We start from the raw sequence: 19,319 nt of genomic DNA on the forward strand, positions 1-19,319 counted from the left end.
CGGTACGGGAGGATGCTCAGGAGCCGTCGGCGGAACCGAGGGCGGGCGGGGTGGGCGCCCCACCCTCGACCACCGAGCCGAGGGTGCCCTCCCAGACCTTCGCCCACGTGCCGTCGGCCTGGATCTTCTTCAGCCAGTTGTTGACGAACTCCTTGAACTGCGGGTCCTCCCGGTTGAGGCCGATGCCGTACGCCTCCGTGGTGAACGGTTCGCCGACCACCTTCATCCCCGGGTTCGCCTTGGCGCCCGAGGCGAGCAGCGTGAAGTCCTGCACGTACGCGTCGCCGCGCTTCTGGAGCAGCGCCTGCAGCGCCTGCGGGTCGGTGCCGAAGGCGATCTGCTTCGAGCCGGGAGCGGCGGAGGGCAGTGCGGTGACCGCGGGGGTGTTCGCCCCGACGATGACGGTCTTGCCGGCGAGGTCCTTGACGCTCTTGATCGAGGTGTCGTCCTTGCGGACGCCGACCGCCAGACCGGAGGTGAGGTACGGCCCGGCGAAGGCGACCTGGGTGGCCCGCTGCGGGGTGATGGTGTACGTCTGGAAGACCGCGTCCACCGACTTGGCCTGGAGCATGGCCTCCCGGGTCTGGGTGCCGATGGTCGTCGTCTTCACCTCGGGCTTGCCGATGATGTACTTCGCCAGCAACTTCGCCATGTCGGCGTCGAAGCCCTCGATGGTGCCGCTGACCGGGTTCTGCTGGGCGAGCAGCGGCGCGTCCAGGGATCCGCCGATGTTCAGGTAGCCGCGCTTGCGGATCGCGTCCATGGTGGAACCGGCCGGGATGTCCGCGTCGGTGGCGACCGGGGCGGCGTCGTACACCGACTGGGCGATCACGCCGTCGCCGCCGAGGCCGGGGTTGCCGGGCAGCGACGGAGCGCTGCTGCCGCTGTCACCGCCGCAGCCGGTGGCGGCGAGGGCCACCGCCACCGCGGTGGCGGTGAGGGCGAGTGAGCGCCGTCCGGTGAAGCTCATCTTGAGGATTGACATGACACCCTCCTGTTGGGGGCTAGTGCTGGAGGATCTTGGAAAGGAAATCGCGTGCCCGCTCGGTCTGCGGGGCGGCGAAGAAGTCGTCGGGGGCTCCGGACTCGACGATGCGGCCGTCGTCCATGAAGACCACCCGATCGGCGGCGCGGCGGGCGAAGCCCATCTCGTGGGTGACCACGATCATGGTCATCCCCTCGGCGGCGAGGGAGACCATCACGTCGAGCACCTCGTTGACCATCTCCGGGTCGAGGGCCGACGTCGGCTCGTCGAAGAGCAGCACCTTCGGCTGCATCGCCAGTGCTCGGGCGATCGCGGCCCGCTGCTGCTGCCCACCGGAGAGTTGGGCCGGGTGGTGGTTCGCCTTGTCGGCGATGCCGACGCGTTCCAGCAGGGCCATCGCCTGCTGCCGCGCCTCGGGCCGGGCGATCCTGCGGACCCGGGTGGGCCCGAGGGTGATGTTGTCCAGCACCGTCTTGTGCCCGAAGAGGTTGAAGGACTGGAAGACCATGCCGACGTCGGCGCGCAGCCGGGCCAGCGCGCGGCCCTCGGCCGGCAGCGGCTCACCGTCGATCTCGATGCTGCCCTGCCCGGCCGTCTCCAACCGGTTGAGGCAGCGGCACAGGGTCGACTTGCCGGAGCCGGACGGCCCCACCACGACGACCACCTCGCCGGCGGTCACCGTGAGGTCGATGTCCTTGAGTACGTGCAGCGGACCGAACCACTTGTGCAGGCCACGTACCGACACCATCGGTCGGTCCGCACCCGTCGTCTCCGGTGCCACCAGACGCACCCACTTCCTTCGACTACAAAACTAAGTCGGCTTCATATCGAACCAACAGCGTCATCTAAAGGTAGCCAGCAAACTAAGTCAACCGGTTGCTTGAACAAACTTCGGGTGCTAAGAACCTGACGTGACGATTGACGACGCGCCACGCGAAGCCCTTCGGGGCGGTCCCCGGGAGCTGCTGCGCTGGGTGGCCACCGGAGCGGCCGTCAGTCGTGCTGACCTGTCCCGGCTCTCCGGGCTGTCCCCCTCGACGGTCTCCCAGCGTGTGGAGGCGTTGATCAACCAGGGTTTGCTGGAGGAGACCGGCGACGGGCGATCCCGGGGTGGGCGACGGCCACGCCAGCTCGCCGTACCCACCGGCGGCGCCGTGGTCGGCGCCATCGACCTCGGCGCGCACCACGCCCGCGTCGGCACACTGGATCTCTCCGGGCGGGTGGTCCAGGGCCGCACCCTGCCCGTACGCATCGAGGACGGTCCGGAAGCGGTGCTCGGTGCCCTGCTGACCGAGGTCGCCGCGCTGGCGGCCGGTGGCGGGTCAGCGGCCTCCGGCGGCGCGTCGGCGGCGGATGTGCTGCGCGGCGTCGGTATCGGCATTCCCGGCCCGGTGCAGCACGCCACCGGACGCATCGTCAGCCCGTCCCGGATGCCTGGCTGGAACGGCTTCGACGTCGCCGCCTTCTGTGCCGACCGGTTCGAGGTGCCGATCATCGTGGACAACGACGCCAACCTGATGGCGCTCGGCGCACACCGCACGGCACATCCCGAGCTGGACCACGCCGTCTACATCAAGGCCGGCACCGGGATCGGCTCCGGCGTGATCTCCAGCGGACGGCTGCACCGGGGCGCACAGGGATCGGCCGGGGACATCAGCCACTGCCGGGTGGTGGCCGATCCCGCGCCACCCTGCACCTGCGGCAACGCCGGTTGCCTGGAGGCGGTGGCCAGTGGCGCGGCCCTGGTCACCGCGCTACGTGACCAGGGCGTGCCGGTCGACGACCTGACCGGCGTGATCCGCCTGATCGACGACGGTGACCGGCGCGCCACCGCGCTCGCCCGGCAGGCCGGCCGGGCCATCGGCGAGATCCTGGCCGTGGTGGTCAACTTCTTCAACCCGCAGGTGGTGGCCATCGGCGGCCGACTCGCCGACTGCGAGCCGCTGCTCGCCAGCATGCGAGCCACCCTCTACGAGCGGTGCCTACCGTTGGCCACCCAGACCCTGCTCATCGAGCGGGTCGACAGCGGCCAGGACGTCGGCATCACGGGCGCCGCCCACCTGGTCATCGACCACGTCGTAGCCGCCAGCTGACCCGCTGATCACCACGAGATCGCCGATATCCCGGTGTCCAAGTCGACTTGATGCCGCGATGTCGCCGATCTCGTGGTGATCGTGGGAGCGTGGCCGCGCCCGAGAGACTTACTCCGGGACGCGGCGGTAGGCGCCGTCGCTGGCCGAGGTGGCCATCGAGGCGTACGCGCGCAGTGCCGCCGACACCGGGCGCTGCCGGTCGGTCGGGGTGTACGGCTTGTCGCGCTTCTCCTCGGCCACCCGTCGCGCCTCCAACTCGTCGGACGGCACGTTCAGCTCGATGGACCGGCCGGGGATGTCGATGACGATCTCGTCGCCCTCCCGGACGAGGGCGATCAGCCCACCGGAGGCCGCCTCGGGGGAGACGTGCCCGATGGAGAGCCCGGAGGTGCCGCCGGAGAAGCGGCCGTCGGTGAGCAGCGCACAGGAGCGGCCCAGCCCGCGTCCCTTGAGGAACGAGGTGGGGTAGAGCATCTCCTGCATGCCGGGGCCGCCCTTCGGCCCCTCGTACCGGATCACCACGACGTCCCCGGCGACCACCTGCTTGGCGAGGATCGCGGTCACCGCGTCGTCCTGCGACTCGTAGACCTTCGCGGGGCCGCGGAAGGTCAGGCAGTCGTCCGGCACGCCGGCGGTCTTCACCACGCTGCCCTCCGGTGCCAGGTTGCCGTGCAGGATGGCCAGCCCGCCGTCGGCGGAGTACGCGTGCTCGCGATCCCGGATGCAGCCGCCGGCCGCGTCGGTGTCCAGCGACGACCACCGGTTGGTGGTGGAGAACGGCTCGACGGTGCGCACCCCGCCCGGGGCGGCGTGGAACAGCTCGACCGCGGTCGGTGTCGGGGAGCCGCCGCGCACGTCCCAGTCGGTCAGCCACTGCGCCAGCGAGGGGGAGTGCACGGCGTGCACGTCCCGGTTGAGCTGCCCGGCCCGGTCCAACTCGCCGAGGAGCGCCGGAATGCCGCCGGCCCGGTGCACGTCCTCCATGTGGTAGTTCGGCGAGTTCGGGGCGACCTTGGCCAGGCACGGCACCCGCCGGGAGATGGCGTCGATGTCGGTGACGCCGAAGTCCATCTCCGCCTCACGGGCGGCGGCCAGCAGGTGCAGCACGGTGTTGGTGGAGCCGCCCATCGCGACGTCCAGGGCGACCGCGTTCTCGAAGGCGGCCTTGGAGGCGACCGTGCGGGGCAGCACCGATTCGTCGTCGCCGTCGTACCACCGCTTGGAGATCTCGACGATGGTGCGGCCTGCCTCGACGAAGAGCGACCGGCGTGCGGCGTGGGTGGCCAGCGTCGAACCGTTGCCCGGCAGCGCCAGCCCGATCGCCTCGGTGAGGCAGTTCATCGAGTTGGCGGTGAACATGCCGGAGCAGGAGCCACAGGTCGGGCAGGCGGAGCGCTCGATCTCACCGAGCTGTTCGTCGGTGACCGCCTCGTTCGAGGAGGCGATCATCGCGTCGATCAGGTCGATCTTGCTGTGCACGACGCCCTCGATCGCCATCGTCTTGCCGGCCTCCATGGGGCCACCGGAGACGAAGACGGTCGGGATGTTGAGCCGCAGCGCGGCCAGCAGCATCCCCGGGGTGATCTTGTCGCAGTTGGAGATGCAGACCAGGGCGTCCGCGCAGTGCGCGTTGACCATGTACTCCACCGCGTCGGCGATCAACTCCCGGCTGGGCAGGGAGTAGAGCATGCCGCCATGGCCCATCGCGATGCCGTCGTCGACCGCGATGGTGTTGAACTCCCGGCCCACCCCGCCGGCCTCGGCGATCGCGTCGGCGACCAGGCCACCCATGTCCTTGAGGTGTACGTGACCCGGCACGAACTGGGTGAAACTGTTGGCGATGGCGACGATCGGCTTACCGAAGTCGTCGTCGGTCATCCCGGTGGCCCGCCAGAGGGCCCGGGCGCCGGCCATCGTCCGACCGTGTGTGGAAGTCCTCGACCGCAGCTCAGGCATGCATACCAGCATGACACCGTCGCCGCGCCGGCCATCCGGTGTATGTGCCGTGTCCCAACAGATGCACACCCGGTCCCCACGATGTGCGCTCATCCGGCACTCTTGAGGACGTGCATCTCCCCCCGGGCATGGTCGCGGTCGCGGCGCTGAGCGGGCTTGTCGCCGCCGCGGCTGCCGTGCTGCTGACCGTGGTCGCCCGGCGGCGCACCGGGCCGCACCGGCCGGCGCACCTGCTCCTCGCGGCGGCCGCCGGGATCTCCCTGCTCAGTCTGTTGGCGGGTGTGGTGGCCGTGCTCTCCGCGAGCGACCACTGGGCCCACGAGCAGGGGCAGCGCACCGGGTGGGCCACCGCGGTGGCGATCGGCACGGCGGTGAGTGGGTTGACCTTCGCGGCCGGTCTGCTCCGGCTGCCGGGGGTGGCCGCCACCGCGGCGGGGACCGCGCGGCTCGCCCTGGACGGCGTGACCATGGCGGCCGCGCTGTGGTTCGTCGGCTGGGTGCTCTTCTCCGAGCCCACCCGGTTGCTCGGCGCCGCCACCCCGATGGCCTGCCCGGCGATCCTGGTGGCCACCGTGAGCGCCGCGCTCGGTGCCGGGCTCGCCGTGATCGTCGTCTTCCGGGCCGCCGCCCCACGCCGACGGCTCGCCGCGCTGGGCGCCGGCATCAGTGCGGTGACCTGCGGCGGTCTGGGTCTCAGCGCTGGGCTCTGCCAGGCCGGGCCGACCATGTCGCTGACCGGCGCGGCGGTGCTCGCCGCCGGCCTGCTGACCGTCGCGCTCGCGGTGCACCGGGCCGACCGCCCCGGGCAGATCGAACTGGACCTGATCGGTCGCGACGGCGAGTACGCGATCGCCCCGATGCTGGCGTTGGCCGCCTCGGCGACGTACCACCTCGTCCAGGGCGGTCGATTCACCGCGCCGGCCATCGTGGCTGGCAGCGTGGAGGGCTTCGCGCTGGTGGCCCGGCAGTACCTCACCCTCCGCGACGTGCGGGGGTACGCGGGCCGCCTGGTCGAGCGGGAGGCGCACTTCCGCGAGTTGGCGCACACCGATCCGCTGACGTCGTTGGCCAATCGGCGAGGGCTGCTGCGCGCGCTGCACGACAGCGCGACGGCGGGCACCCCGTGCGTGCTGCTCGGGCTTGACCTGGACGGCTTCAAGAACGTCAACGACATGCGCGGCCATGACGTGGGCGACGCGGTGCTGGCCGAGGTGGGCCGGCGGCTGCGCGGCAACCTGCGCCCCGGCGACGTGGCCGCCCGGCTGGGCGGCGACGAGTTCGCCGTACTCATGCAGGGCCGGCCGGCCGAGGCGGACCGCGTCGCCGAACGGTTGCTCGGGGTGCTCAACCGGCCGTACGACCAGCCGGAAGGGCCGGTCTTCCTGTCGGTGAGCATCGGGGTGGCCGGGTGGGCCGGCGAGCCGGACGTGGAGCTGCTGCTGCGGCACGCCGACCTGGCACTGCGCTACGCCAAGCAGCGCGGCAAGAACCGGATCGAGCGGTACGACGCCGCGTACGACCAGCTGCTGCGCCGACGTACGACGGTGGAGCACGAGCTGCGTGGCGCCATCGAGCGCGACGAGCTGCGGTTGGCCTTCCAGCCGGTGGCGTCGCTGCCGTCGGTGCGGCCGGTCGGCGCCGAGGCGCTGCTCCGCTGGCACCACCCCGAGCTGGGCAATGTTCGTCCGGACGAGTTCATTCCGCTCGCCGAGGAGTGCGGCATGATCGCCCCGCTCGGTGCCTGGGTGCTGCATCAGGCCTGCTACCAGCTCTCCCGTTGGCTGGCGGACGGGCACGACGTGTGGGTGTCGGTCAACGTCTCCCCGCGCGAGTTGCACGCCCCGGAGTACGTGGTCCAGGTCGCCGAGGCGCTGCGCGCCCACCACGTGCCGCCGCAGCGGCTGGTGCTGGAGGTCACCGAGCACGCGGCCGCCACCGACCTGGATGAGCTGATCCGGCGGCTGACCGCGCTGCGGTTGACCGGTGTCCGGATCGCGCTGGACGACTTCGGGGCGGGCTACTCGTCGCTGGGGCAGTTGCGCCGGTTGCCGATCGACATTTTGAAGATCGACCACAGCCTGGTCGCCGAGCACGAGCCGGTCCGGCCGGTCGGCCAGGACGGTCCGGCGTTCGCGCCGATGGTCGACATCGTCATGCGACTGGGCCACCAACTGGGGCTGGAGGTGATCGCCGAGGGGGTGACCACCCCGACCGAGTTGGCCGCGGTGGTGGCCGCCGGCTGCCGGTTCGGCCAGGGCGCGCTCTTCGGCTGGGGGGTGCCGGCCGAGCACCTGGAGGCGATGCTGGAGGCGGCCACCTCACCGGGCGCGCGACCCGCTCCGCTGCCCGCGCCACGTCGGGTTTCGGGCGGGTCCGGGCAGCTCACCCCATCTGCCGATGGCGCGCCACGGGTCGACGCGCCGGCCTCCGTTAACCAACATGTGGGATCAGTTGACTCATCGCGTGAGATGCGTCAGGCTTAGCCGCATGTCGTCGTACCGGTCGCTGCGAGTACTTACCTGAGCGCACTCTCCCTCGTTGAGAGTGCGCTGGCCCCGTGCATCTGCACGAGGGCCGTTTTTATTGCCGTCGGAACCTGGCGAGGCGGGCCCCGCCCGTGTCGCAACGCTTGACCAGCCACAGCCACTCCAGCCGAAGGCCAGAACCGCCATGACGAAACCCACGCCCGAGACCCTCGCCCACACCGCCCGCCGGGCCCGCGCGGCCGCCGACCCGACCGCCGCCGCCGCCGACCCGACCGCCGCCCGTAGCGCGGCCACCCCGGCCAGCCCGGCCGTCCCGGCGGTACGGCCCTCCGCTCCGGCCCAGGTCTCCGGGGCCGGCTCGCTTGTGCGGTCCCTTGAGGCGCTCGACGTCGACGTCGTCTTCGGCATCCCGGGCGGCGCGATCCTGCCGGCGTACGACCCGCTCTACGACTCCACCGTCCGGCACATCCTGGTGCGGCACGAGCAGGGCGCGGGGCACGCGGCGACCGGGTACGCGCAGGCCACCGGCAAGGTCGGCGTCTGCATGGCCACCTCCGGCCCGGGCGCGACGAACCTGGTCACCCCGATCGCCGACGCGTACATGGACTCGGTGGCGATGGTGGCGATCACCGGGCAGGTGGCCCGACCGTCGATCGGCACCGACGCCTTCCAGGAGGCGGACATCCAGGGCATCACCCTGCCGATCACCAAGCACAACTTCCTCGTCCAGAACGCCGAGGAGATCCCTCGGGTGCTGGCCGAGGCGTTCCACCTGGCCAGCAGCGGCCGACCCGGCCCGGTGCTGGTCGACATCCCCAAGGACGTGCTCCAGGCACCGACCACCTTCTCCTGGCCGCCCACCCTGGACCTGCCCGGTTACCGGCCCACCCTGCACCCGCACGGCAAGCAGATCCGGGAGGCGGCGCGGCTGATGACCGCGGCCCGCCGGCCGGTGCTCTACGTTGGCGGCGGGGTGCTCAAGGCCGGTGCCACCGACGGGCTGCGCCGGCTGGCCGAGCTGACCGGCATCCCGGTCGTCACCACGCTGATGGCGCTCGGCGCGTTCCCCGACTCGCATCAGCAGCACCTGGGGATGCCCGGCATGCACGGCACCGTCGCCGCGGTCTACGGCCTGCAGAAGTCGGATCTGATCGTCGCGCTGGGTGCGCGGTTCGACGACCGGGTCACCGGCAAGCTGGACTCGTTCGCCCCGGACGCGACCGTGGTGCACGCGGACATCGACCCCGCGGAGATCGGCAAGAACCGGCATGTGGACGTGCCGATCGTGGGAGACGCCAAGCACGTCATCGACGAGCTGATCGCCGCGGTGACCGTCGAGCGGTCGGCGGGGCACACCACCGGCCTGGGCGACTGGTGGACTCAGCTGGACGACCTGCGCAACCGCTACCCGCTGGGCTACGACGAGCCGGCGGACGGCACGCTCTCCCCGCAGTACGTGATCAAGCGCCTGGGCGAGATCGTCGGCCCCGACGCGATCTTCGTGGCCGGGGTGGGCCAGCACCAGATGTGGGCGTCCCAGTTCATCTCCTACGAGAAGCCGTACACCTGGTTGAACTCTGGCGGCCTCGGCACGATGGGCTACGCGGTGCCGGCGGCGATGGGCGCCAAGGTCGGCAAGCCGGACACGGTGGTCTGGGCGGTGGACGGTGACGGCTGCTTCCAGATGACCAACCAGGAGCTGGCCACCTGCGCGTTGGAGGGCATCCCGGTCAAGATCGCTGTCATCAACAACGGCAATCTCGGCATGGTCCGGCAGTGGCAGACGCTGTTCTACAACGAGCGCTACTCCAACACCGAGCTCGGCACCCACAAGCACCGCATTCCCGATTTCGTCAAGCTCGCCGAGGCGCTGGGCTGCGTCGGGCTGCGCTGCGAGAACGCCGCCGACGTGGACAAGACCATCGCCGCCGCCATGGAGATCAACGACGCCCCGGTGGTGATCGACTTCGTGGTCGGCAAGGACGCGATGGTCTGGCCGATGGTCGCCGCCGGCACCAGCAACGACGAGATCATGTTCGCCCGCGACGTCCGCCCGGCCTTCGACGAGGATGACATCTGACATGAGTGAGCACAGCGAACGGATCAGCAAGCTCAGCCTTGCGCATGGTCAGGGAACGACCGAGCGAAGCGAGGTCGTTGCATGACCATGCACACTCTCTCCGTGCTCGTGGAGAACAAGCCCGGCGTGCTCGCCCGCGTCTCCGGCCTGTTCTCCCGGCGCGGGTTCAACATCGACAGCCTCGCCGTGGGCGAGACCGAGAACCCGGACGTCTCCCGGATCACCATCGTGGTCAACGCGGAGTCGTCCCCGTTGGAGCAGGTCACCAAGCAGCTCAACAAGCTGGTCAACGTGCTCAAGATCGTTGAGCTGGATCCGCAGGTCTCGGTTGCCCGGGAGTTGCTGCTGGTGAAGGTTCGCGCCGACCGGGTCACGCGGTCCCAGGTGCTGGAGACCGTCAACCTGTTCCGCGCCCGGGTTGTGGACGTCGCACCGGACACGCTGACCATCGAGGCCACCGGCACCCCGGACAAGCTCGACGCCCTCCTCCGTGATCTCGAACCCTTCGGCATCAAGGAAATGGTCCAGTCCGGGCTGGTGGCGATCGGGCGCGGCTCGCGTTCGATCACCGCCGGTCCCGCGCTTCGGGCCGCCGCCTGATCCGCCTCCGCTCCGCCCCGGCGGGCCGGCCCGAACCCATCCACACAGACCACGACGGGCCGCCCCGGCCGTCGTACGAAAGGGAATTTCTCATGAGCGTTGAGGTGTACTACGACGACGATGCCGACCTCGGCCTGATCCAGGCCAAGAAGGTCGCGGTGATCGGCTACGGCAGCCAGGGCCATGCCCACGCGCTGTCGCTGCGTGACTCCGGCGTCGACGTGGTGATCGGTCTGCCGGAGGGCTCGAAGAGCCGCCCCAAGGCCGAGGAGCAGGGCCTGCGGGTGGTCACGCCGGCGCAGGCCGCCGCCGAGGCCGATGTGATCATGGTGCTCGCGCCGGACACCGCCCAGCGCGCCCTCTACACCGAGTCGATCGCCCCGCACCTCGCCCCCGGCAAGGCGATCTTCTTCGGCCACGGCTTCAACATCCGGTACGGCCTGATCAAGCCGCCGGCCGAGGTGGACGTGGCGATGGTCGCGCCGAAGGGCCCCGGCCACCTGGTCCGCCGCCAGTACGCCGACGGCAAGGGCGTGCCCTGTCTCGTCGCCGTCGAGCAGGACGCCAGCGGCAACGCGCTCGCGCTCGCCCTCGCGTACGCCAAGGGGATCGGCGGCACCCGCGCCGGCGCGATCAAGACCACCTTCACCGAGGAGACCGAGACCGACCTCTTCGGCGAGCAGGCGGTGCTCTGCGGTGGTGCCGCGGCTCTGGTGCAGACCGGTTTCGAGGTGCTCACCGAGGCGGGCTACGCCCCCGAGATCGCCTACTTCGAGTGCCTGCACGAGCTGAAGCTGATCGTCGACCTCATGTACGAGGGCGGCATCGCGAAGATGCGCTACAGCATCTCCGACACCGCCGAGTACGGCGACCTCTCCCGTGGCCCGCGCATCATCGACTCCCGGGTCAAGGATGAGATGCGCAAGATCCTGGGCGAGATCCAGTCCGGCGAGTTCGCCCGCGAGTGGGTCGCCGAGGACGAGGCCGGCCGGCCCAACTTCAAAAAGTGGCAGGCCGAGGGTGCGGCGCACCCGATCGAGGAGACCGGCAAGAAGCTGCGCGGCATGATGAGCTGGGTCGACCGCCCGATCACCGAGACCGCCTGACGTTGCGGCACGACCGCCCGGCCGTCCAGACACGGCCGGGCGGTCGCGTTCTCATCACTCGCGCTCGATCACGCTGGATTCGTCGGCGGCCAGCGCCAGCGCCTGGGCCCACCTGGTGGGATCGGGTGACCAACGCCTCGGCCAGGATCGGACCGAACCGCGCGAGATCGATGCGGGTCAGCTTTCGGAGCAGCGTGATGCGTACGGCGAGCGACACGGATGGCTCCTCCCGTAGGGCTGTGCCTCCTGTTCTGAGGGGCCAGGGCAACCATGTCGGTCAGGTGAACGGTCGGTGTCCGTTGTCCGAGCCGGCGTGTGAGGGCCCTCACCCCGCAGACCGGAACATGCCGACCAGCGAGGCCCCTACGATCGCGGGTAGGTGCGCAGCCGGCACCTGACGGCCACGGCACGGATCAGCGCAGGGCGCAGTGCGGCGCCCTGCCGCCCCGGCCGATCGCAAACACGACCTCTACGAGGACCGATGAATCCAGTCGTACTGATCGCCGAAGAACTCGCCCCCGCCGCCATCGAGGTGCTCGCCCACGACTTCGACGTCCGGCACGTCGACGGCACCGACCGTCCGGCTCTGCTCTCGGCGCTCTCCGAGGCTGACGCCGTCATCGTGCGCAGCGCGACCCAGATCGACGCTGAGGCCGTCGCCGCCGCGCCGCGACTCAAGGTGGTCGCCCGGGCGGGCATCGGGCTGGACAACGTCGAGGTTCCGGCCGCCACCGCGCGGGGCGTCATGGTCGTCAACGCGCCCACCTCCAACATCGTCTCCGCCGCCGAGCAGGCCGTCGCACTGCTGCTCGCCGTTGCCCGTAACACCGCGAGCGCCAGTTCCGCGCTCAAGGCCGGCGAGTGGAAGCGGTCGAAGTACACCGGCGTCGAGGTGCAGGGCAAGACCGTCGGCGTGGTGGGTCTCGGTCGGATCGGGGTGCTCTTCGCGTCTCGCATCGCCGCATTCGGCACCCGGCTGATCGCGTACGACCCGTACATCCAGCCGGCCCGTGCGGCACAGCTCGGCGTCCGCCTGGTCGGCCTGGAGGAGTTGCTGCGGGAGAGCGACTTCATCTCCATCCACCTGCCGAAGACGCCCGAGACCATGGGCCTGATCGGTGAGAAGGAGCTGGCGATCGTCAAGCCCGGCGTTCGCATCATCAACGCCGCTCGTGGTGGGCTGGTCGACGAGCAGGCGCTGGCGAACGCGATCGCCGAGGGTCGGGTCGCCGGCGCCGGTGTCGACGTGTACAGCAAGGAGCCGTGCACCTCGTCGCCGCTGTTCGCCTTCGACAACGTGGTGGCCACCCCGCACCTGGGTGCCTCCACCCACGAGGCGCAGGACAAGGCCGGCCTCGCCGTGGCCAGGAGCGTCAAGCTGGCATTGCAGGGCGAGTTCGTCCCGGACGCGGTCAACGTGCAGGCCGGCGGCGTGGTCGCCGAGGACGTCCGGCCGCTGCTGCCGCTGGCGGAGAAGCTCGGCCGGGCGTTCACCGCGGTCGCCGGTGGGGTTGCCGCCAGCGTCACGGTCGAGGTCCGGGGCGAGATCGTCAGCCACGACGTGTCCGTGCTCAAGCTCGCCGCCACCAAGGGCCTCTTCAGCTCCGTGGTCGAGGAGCAGGTCACCTACGTCAACGCCCCGCACCTGGCCGCCGAGCGTGGTGTCGAGGTTACCCTCGCCAGCCTGGCCGAGACTTCGGAGCAGCCCACCCTGGTTACGGTGCGCGGCGCGCTACCGGACGGCCGCACGGTCAGTGTCTCCGGCACGGTCACCCACTCCGGCAGTCGGGACGTCCTGAAGCTGACCGAGGTGGACGGCTTCGACGTGGAGATCGGCGCGGAGGGCATCCTGCTCTTCCTGCGCTACGCCGACCGGCCCGGCGTCGTCGGCATCGTCGGCACCCTGCTCGGCGAGTCGGGCATCAACATCGCCGCGATGCAGGTGGCCCGGCGCGAGGCGGGTGGCGAGACGCTGATGACGCTCACCGTCGACCAGGCGCTCGGCGCCGACCTGCTCACCTCGGCAGCCGACTCGATCGGCGCCACGGCGGCCAGCGCCGCCGACCTGCGCGACGAGTAGTCAACGGCAAGCACCATGGGGGCCCGGCGATCCGCTGGGCCCCTTGTCGTACCCCCGGTTGGGGTGAGGTCGGTCAGCCGGGCAGGCGGGCCGGGGGCGGGTAGACCGACCCGTCCTGCGGGTCGAAGAGCATCAGCCCGTGCGCGCCGGCCAGCCGCTCGATGTCCAGCAGCACCTGGTCCGCGCAGGTCGGGTGCAGGTTCAGCTCGACATGGTCGTGGGCGGCGTGCAGTGGGGCCACCGCCCACGGGCTGCCCGGGCCGGGATGACGGTCCGGATAGGAGGCGGTGATCGCCCGGTAGAAGCTGACCACCCGCGGATCCGGGTAACGGTCCACGTGACGCCCTTGTCGGCAACCGTTGACCGCTGTCCGTACGTCCTCGGGCGTCGCCCCGTCGTCCAGGGCCCACACGCTCAGATCGAAACTCACGGCGGATAGCGTGCCATCCGCGGTTCACCATGTCGAAACGGCCTCGCCGCCGGTCAACCGCTGCGCCCCCCAGACTCCGATGACGACAGTCCGCTGTGGAGACTCTTGCGTCGAGTTGCGTCGATTCGCTAGCGTACGCACTGCGGTCACTGGCCGAGTTCGAGGCGCCGGCCCGTCTTCGGGTGGCGCGGTCGACGTCCGGCCCGACCGGTCCGCACCCCTCGATTGTGCGAGCCACGCGCACTCGTCGCTGACCGGCCCCCATGGTCGTTGCCGAGACTGTGGGGGCCGATCGCAGGCCCGACCGGCCGTCCGAGGGCGGCCGAGGTGCGAATCGGGCCGGAGCGCCGCGGGAAGCGGGCTCGGTGCGACGACGTCCCGCTCAGCGCCGGTGAGCGAAGAGCGCGCGATAGTCGGAGTTGCCACGGAACCACGCCAGGCCCGTGGGGCCGGCGGCGTAGAGCGCGGTGGCGTAGGCGTCAGCGATCGTGAGGTCGGGGCCCACGACGGTGGCGGCGACGAGATGGTCGGCCGGCTCGCCGGTGTGCGGGTCAACCACGTGTCCCTGCCGCCCGGTGACCCCGGAGGTGCCGACCGCGCCAGCGGTCATCTCCAACACCAGCGGTGCGCGCTCGGGTGCGGTCGGGTGGTGCACCGCGACCCGCCATGGCCCGCCGTGCGGTGCGTGACCGCGGACGACCAGGTCAGCTCCAGCGAGTACGGCGTAGTCGTGGATGCCGGCGGCACGGAGCCGTTCGGCGGCGCGTTCCACCGCCCAGCCGCCGAGCAGACCGCCCGGGTCGAAGCCGCCGGGCACCGCCCAGGCGTCGAACCACCCGTCGGTGGCGGCGCGCATGGCCGTGCAGCGGTCCACCAGGTCGGCAAGAGGGGGGTACGAGTCAGGGCTGATCTCGCCCCGACGCAGCCGGGAGACCAGGCTCTCCGGGCGGTTGGGGCCGTAGGTGAGGTCGATCGCGCGCAGCTCAGCGACGCTGTCCCGCAGTGCCTCGCCCACGCCCCGGCGGCCGAGCCACTCAGGGGCGTTGAGGAGGAGGGTGTACTCGCCGGTCGCGGTGCGTACGGTGTGCTGCACCGCGATCCGGCCCTCGGCGGCACCGGACGGGTCGATTCGGTGCCGGCGGCTGCCGAGTCGAAGGTCCGGCCGGCGGTTGCGGAACGCGGATGTGTCCGGCCAGCGGGTCCGCGGCTGCTCGTCGATGCGCATGGCATCTGCCCCCTCGCAGTTGGCGTCGCGTCGTCGCGACCCCGGTCAGCAGGCCCCGTGACCCGCTGACCACCACGGTATGCAGCGGAGATGACCACCTCATGAGTCTTCGCTGTGAGGGTGCTGTGCATCCGCACGTCCCAAATTCTGGACGCCGCGTACCGGGAGGCGGGACGGCAACGTACCGTTGCCCGGACGGAACCGTTGAGCAGAGGAGTGCGGTCGTGGCGCGGATCGCGGTGGTGGCCGGGGACGGCATCGGGCCTGAGGTGGTCGCACAGGCCCGCAAGGTCCTCGACGCGGTACTGCCCGGCGTGCAGGCCACCGAGTACGACCTCGGCGCCGCCCGCTGGCACCGTACCGGAGAGGTGCTGCCCGACTCGGTGCTGGCCGAGCTGGCCGGGCACGACGCGATCCTGCTCGGCGCGGTCGGTGACCCGACCGTTCCGCCGGGGGTGCTCGAGCGGGGGCTGCTGCTCAAGCTCCGGTTCGCCTTCGACCAGTACGTCAACCTGCGCCCGTCCCGGCTCTGGCCCGGGGTCGCCGGCCCACTGGGCAACGTGAAGCCGGGCGAGGTCGACCTCGTGGTGGTACGCGAGGGCACCGAAGGGCTGTACGCCGGCGCCGGTGGCTCGCTGCACCGTGACACCCCCGCCGAGGTCGCCACCGAGGAGAGCCTCAACACCCGGCACGGCGTCGAGCGGGTGATCCGCGACGCGTTCGCCCGCGCCGACCGCCGGGAGCGGCGCAAGGTGACCCTGGTGCACAAGACCAACGTCCTCACCCACGCCGGGTCGCTCTGGGCGCGCACCTTCGACGCGGTCGCCGCCGAGCACCCGGACGTCGCCACCGAGTATCAGCACGTCGACGCGGCCGCCATGTTCCTGGTCACCCAGCCGCAGCGCTACGACGTGGTGGTCACCGACAACCTCTTCGGCGACATCCTCACCGACATCGCCGCCGCCGTCACCGGCGGGATCGGGTTGGCCGCCAGTGGCTGCATCAACCCCGAGGGGGCCTACCCCTCGATGTTCGAGCCCGTGCACGGCTCGGCCCCGGACATCGCCGGGCAGGGCATCGCCGACCCGGTCGCGGCGGTGCTCTCCGCCGCGCTGCTGCTGGAGCAGCTCGGGCACCCCGAGGCCGCGGCCCGGGTCAACGCGGCGGTCGCCGCCGAGCTGGCCAGCCGGACTCCAGGCGTAACGCTGCGTACCGAAGAGGTCGGCGACCGGCTCGCCGCCCACGCCGTAGCCTGACCGCCCCGGCCCGAGTGGCGACCGTCCCGGCTTCGGCCTCGGGCGGGCAATCCGCCCCGCCCGAGCGGCGCTAACCGCTGAACGACCGTTCGGGGTAAGTTTCTGGCACAACCATGTCGGTGTGCGGTTCCGCATGCCGTTGTCCCGCAGGGAGGTCAGCGCGATGAGCGGTGGTGACAAGCTCGACTTCGAGATCCGTCCGAATCCCGCGCCGGTATCCGCCGCCGACCGGGCCGCCCTGCTGGCCAACCCCGGGTTCGGCCGCGTCTTCACCGACCACATGATCACCGTCCGCTACGCCGACGGTAAGGGTTGGTACGACGCCCGGGTGGAGGCGCGCGGGCCGATCCCGATGGACCCGGCCAGCGCGGTGTTCCACTACGCGCAGGAGATCTTCGAAGGGCTGAAGGCGTACCGGACGGCCGACGGTGGCGTGACGATGTTCCGGCCGGAAGCCAACGCCGCCCGCTTCGCCACCTCGGCGCAGCGGATGGCGATGCCGGTGCTGCCCCCCGAGGTGTTCGTCGACTCACTGCACAAGCTCATCGAGATCGACCAGGACTGGATCCCCACCGGTGAGGACGGCAGCCTCTACCTGCGTCCGTTCATGTTCGCCAGCGAGGTCTTCCTCGGCGTCCGCCCCGCCAACGAATACCTCTACATGGTGATCGCCTCGCCGGTCGGGGCGTACTTCACCGGCGGGGTCAAGCCGGTCACCGTCTGGGTCTCTCCGGACTACACCCGCGCCGCGCCGGGCGGCACCGGCGCGGCCAAGTGCGGCGGCAACTACGCCGCGTCGCTGGCGGCCCAGGCGGAGGCCATCGAGGCCGGCTGCGACCAGGTCGTCTTCCTGGACGCGGTGGAGCGCCGGTTCGTCGACGAGTTGGGCGGCATGAACGTCTTCTTCGTCTACGACGACGACACGGTGGTCACCCCGCCGTTGACCGGCACGATCCTGCCGGGCATCACCCGCGACGCCGTCCTCGCGCTCGCCGGTGCCGCCGGGCATCCGGTCGAGGAGCGGCCGGTCACCTTCGCCGACTGGCAGGCCGACGCTGCCAGCGGTCGCCTCCGGGAGGTGTTCGCCTGCGGCACCGCCGCGGTGATCACCCCGATCGGCGCGGTCAAGTTCCCGGACGGCGAGTTCCTGATCGGCGGCGGCGAGCCCGGCCGGGTCACCATGGCACTGCGCCAACAGTTGGTCGACATCCAAAGAGGCAAGGCCCCCGACCCGCACAGCTGGGTCCAGCAAGTCCTCTAACCCCACCCCCCACCCCCCACCCCACCCCCCACCCCACCCCACCCCCTCGCCCCCCTCGCCGTCGATCTAGGGCATATCGTCGTGGATGGAGATCCACTGGCAGCGATATGCCCTAGATCGACGAGGTCGGGGCGCGACGAGGTCAGGGTGCGACGAGGTCGGGGTGCGACGAGGTCGGGGTGCGACGAGGTCGGGGTGCGACGAGGTCGGGGTGCGACGAGGTCGGGGTGCGACGAGGTCGGGGCGCGACGAGGTCGGGGCGCGACGAGGTCGGGGCGCGACGAGGTCGGGGCGCGACGGGGTCAGGCGCGACGAGGTCGGGTGCGACGGGGTTAGGTGAGCAGGTGGTCGCGGAGGGCGGTGAGCTGCTCGTCCGTTACTCCGGCGTGGCTCAGGTACGCCTCGACCGAGCCGTGGCCCTCGCGTAGCTCGGCGAGGAAGATCTGCATCGCCTCGGCGGGTGAGGCCAGGAACGGTGCCGGCACGTTCACCACGCCCACGGTGGTGGCCAGCCAGGCGCTGTATCGGGCCGACGCCTCGCTGCTGAGCGCGTAGTCCGCGACGATGTCCGCGTCATCGACACCGAGCACGGCGAGGGTCAGCGCGCAGACGATGCCGGTGCGGTCCTTGCCGGCGACGCAGTGCACCACCACCGGGGCGTTGGCGGAGTCGGCGATCAGCCCGACGGCCTCGGCCAGCCCGGCGGTGCCGGTCTGTGCCAGGTCGGCGTAGCGGTCCGCGAGGTATCGGGCCAGGCTGGCGCCCTCCTCGTGCGGCGTGCCCGCCCAGTCGTCGTGCTCCGGGTGGATGTGCCGGTAGGTCAGCCCCTGGTAGGCCGGCACCCGGCCGTCCCGCTCCACCTCGGTGGGGCGGCGCAGGTCGATGACGGTGCGGATGCCGATCGCGGCGAACGCGTCCCGGTCCTGCTCGGTGAGGCGGTGCAGCGAGTCGGAGCGGTAGAGCCGACCATGGCGTACGGATCGGTCGTCGTGGCCTAGGTAGCCACCGACGTCGCGGAAGTTGAAGGTGGCGGGCAACGAGATCTGGCGGCTGTCGTCGATGGCGTCCACGCTCACACGGTAACGGCCGGTGGGGCCGCGCTCCACCGGCCGTCGGGCCGAACAGTTACCGTGCCGTGCCGGGCGGGAGCGCCCCGTACGTCTCGTCGTAGTAGCCGCCCAGCCGATCCCGGTAACTCGGGTCGCTGTGGCTGGTCTCGTCGTACTCCGGGGCGGCCTTGATCTGGTCCCGGGTCCGGTCGACGGAAACGGCGCGCTGGTCGTGGTCGACCTGGTTGACGGTGCCGGCCGGCAGCATCACCTTCTTGCCGAAGATCCAGCGGCCGGTGTCCACGACCAGGAAGCTGCCGTCCACCTCGTGACTGGCGCTGTCGATCTTGCCGATTCCACCGTCGGTCGCCTCAACCTTGTAGCCGACCAGGTCAGCGTCGGCCACCCCGGCGTTGTCCCGGTAGCGCCACGGGTCGAACGTGCCGGCCGGCGCGCCGCCGGGCACCGCGCCCTGGTCGCCGCCGCGCAGCGGGTCCGGCCCGGCGTGAGTGGCGTGCGGATCGATCCTGTCCATGCCGTTCACTCCTGACTGTCGCCGATCGTCTCGGCGTAGGTGGGTGCGTCCCCGCAGGAGCTACCCGGCCCGTGGGGGCCGGAAACGGCGACGGGCCGACGCCGCGGGGTGCGGCAACGGTCCGTCGGGGCGTACCGGTGCCGGGCTTGCCGTCCCGCCATGTGGATTGTTCCTCCC

General features: G+C 71.2%; 15 protein-coding genes. 8 read left to right on the forward strand and 7 right to left on the reverse strand.

Annotated features, from left to right (window positions below; translation table 11 throughout):
* Positions 1-16 precede the first annotated feature (16 nt).
* Together ABZT18_RS15050 and ABZT18_RS15055 are read right to left on the reverse strand one after the other, a co-directional pair.
* Positions 17-985: a glutamate ABC transporter substrate-binding protein gene (locus tag ABZT18_RS15050; RefSeq protein WP_354997085.1), complete on the reverse strand. Its 969-nt coding sequence runs from the start codon at positions 983-985 to the stop codon at positions 17-19.
* A gap of 19 nt (positions 986-1,004) precedes the next feature.
* Complete coding sequence (locus tag ABZT18_RS15055) at positions 1,005-1,733, reverse strand: amino acid ABC transporter ATP-binding protein (RefSeq protein ID WP_354997100.1); 729 nt, start codon at positions 1,731-1,733, stop codon at positions 1,005-1,007.
* A 163-nt stretch (positions 1,734-1,896) separates the two neighbouring features.
* Between ABZT18_RS15055 and ABZT18_RS15060 the strand changes: the two genes are divergently transcribed.
* Positions 1,897-3,078, forward strand: coding sequence for an ROK family transcriptional regulator (locus tag ABZT18_RS15060; protein WP_354997086.1), 1,182 nt, complete (start codon positions 1,897-1,899; stop codon positions 3,076-3,078).
* Positions 3,079-3,186: 108 nt separating this feature from the next.
* On the opposite strand, the gene ilvD is transcribed toward ABZT18_RS15060, so the two are convergent.
* The gene (gene ilvD, locus ABZT18_RS15065) at positions 3,187-5,034 is read right to left on the reverse strand and encodes a dihydroxy-acid dehydratase (RefSeq protein ID WP_354997087.1); all 1,848 of its coding nucleotides are present in this window, start codon (positions 5,032-5,034) and stop codon (positions 3,187-3,189) included.
* Between the two features lie 110 nt (positions 5,035-5,144).
* Here ilvD and ABZT18_RS15070 point away from each other — a divergent pair, with 110 nt between their 5' ends.
* The 5 genes from ABZT18_RS15070 (at position 5,145) to serA (ending at position 13,386) form a co-directional block, all read left to right on the forward strand.
* Complete coding sequence (locus ABZT18_RS15070) at positions 5,145-7,517, forward strand: bifunctional diguanylate cyclase/phosphodiesterase (protein WP_354997088.1); 2,373 nt, start codon at positions 5,145-5,147, stop codon at positions 7,515-7,517.
* Positions 7,518-7,704: 187 nt separating this feature from the next.
* Positions 7,705-9,600: an acetolactate synthase large subunit gene (locus ABZT18_RS15075; protein ID WP_354997089.1), complete on the forward strand. Its 1,896-nt coding sequence runs from the start codon at positions 7,705-7,707 to the stop codon at positions 9,598-9,600.
* Positions 9,601-9,681: 81 nt separating this feature from the next.
* Positions 9,682-10,200 carry an acetolactate synthase small subunit gene (gene ilvN, locus ABZT18_RS15080; protein ID WP_354997090.1) on the forward strand — a complete coding sequence of 173 codons (519 nt, stop codon included), beginning with the start codon at positions 9,682-9,684 and terminating at the stop codon, positions 10,198-10,200.
* Positions 10,201-10,292: 92 nt separating this feature from the next.
* Entirely contained in the window at positions 10,293-11,306 is a 1,014-nt protein-coding gene (gene ilvC / locus ABZT18_RS15085; protein ID WP_354997091.1) for a ketol-acid reductoisomerase, read from the forward strand.
* A gap of 481 nt (positions 11,307-11,787) precedes the next feature.
* A complete protein-coding gene (gene serA, locus ABZT18_RS15090; RefSeq protein WP_354997092.1) occupies positions 11,788-13,386 on the forward strand; it encodes a phosphoglycerate dehydrogenase in 1,599 nt (532 codons plus the stop codon).
* 73 nt (positions 13,387-13,459) lie between these two features.
* Here the strand turns inward: serA and ABZT18_RS15095 are convergent, their stop codons facing one another.
* Together ABZT18_RS15095 and ABZT18_RS15100 are read right to left on the reverse strand one after the other, a co-directional pair.
* Positions 13,460-13,816, reverse strand: a complete 357-nt coding sequence (locus ABZT18_RS15095) for a hypothetical protein (protein WP_354997093.1) — start codon at positions 13,814-13,816, stop codon at positions 13,460-13,462.
* Between the two features lie 382 nt (positions 13,817-14,198).
* Complete coding sequence (locus ABZT18_RS15100; RefSeq protein WP_354997094.1) at positions 14,199-15,041, reverse strand: FAD:protein FMN transferase; 843 nt, start codon at positions 15,039-15,041, stop codon at positions 14,199-14,201.
* Between the two features lie 224 nt (positions 15,042-15,265).
* Between ABZT18_RS15100 and ABZT18_RS15105 the strand changes: the two genes are divergently transcribed.
* Positions 15,266-16,297 (forward strand): 3-isopropylmalate dehydrogenase, encoded by a 1,032-nt coding sequence (locus ABZT18_RS15105; protein ID WP_354997095.1) that lies wholly within the window; start codon positions 15,266-15,268, stop codon positions 16,295-16,297.
* A gap of 163 nt (positions 16,298-16,460) precedes the next feature.
* Positions 16,461-17,558 carry a branched-chain amino acid aminotransferase gene (locus ABZT18_RS15110; RefSeq protein ID WP_354997096.1) on the forward strand — a complete coding sequence of 366 codons (1,098 nt, stop codon included), beginning with the start codon at positions 16,461-16,463 and terminating at the stop codon, positions 17,556-17,558.
* Positions 17,559-17,890: 332 nt separating this feature from the next.
* Here ABZT18_RS15110 and ABZT18_RS15115 read toward each other — a convergent pair whose 3' ends face one another.
* Both ABZT18_RS15115 and ABZT18_RS15120 read right to left on the reverse strand, forming a co-directional pair.
* Entirely contained in the window at positions 17,891-18,628 is a 738-nt protein-coding gene (locus ABZT18_RS15115; RefSeq protein ID WP_354997443.1) for a tyrosine-protein phosphatase, read from the reverse strand.
* A gap of 55 nt (positions 18,629-18,683) precedes the next feature.
* Positions 18,684-19,142, reverse strand: a complete 459-nt coding sequence (locus ABZT18_RS15120; RefSeq protein WP_354997444.1) for a PRC-barrel domain containing protein — start codon at positions 19,140-19,142, stop codon at positions 18,684-18,686.
* Between the last annotated feature and the right edge of the window lie 177 nt (positions 19,143-19,319).

This window comes from Micromonospora sp. NPDC005291, assembly GCF_040607415.1.
Lineage (GTDB): Bacteria > Actinomycetota > Actinomycetes > Mycobacteriales > Micromonosporaceae > Micromonospora.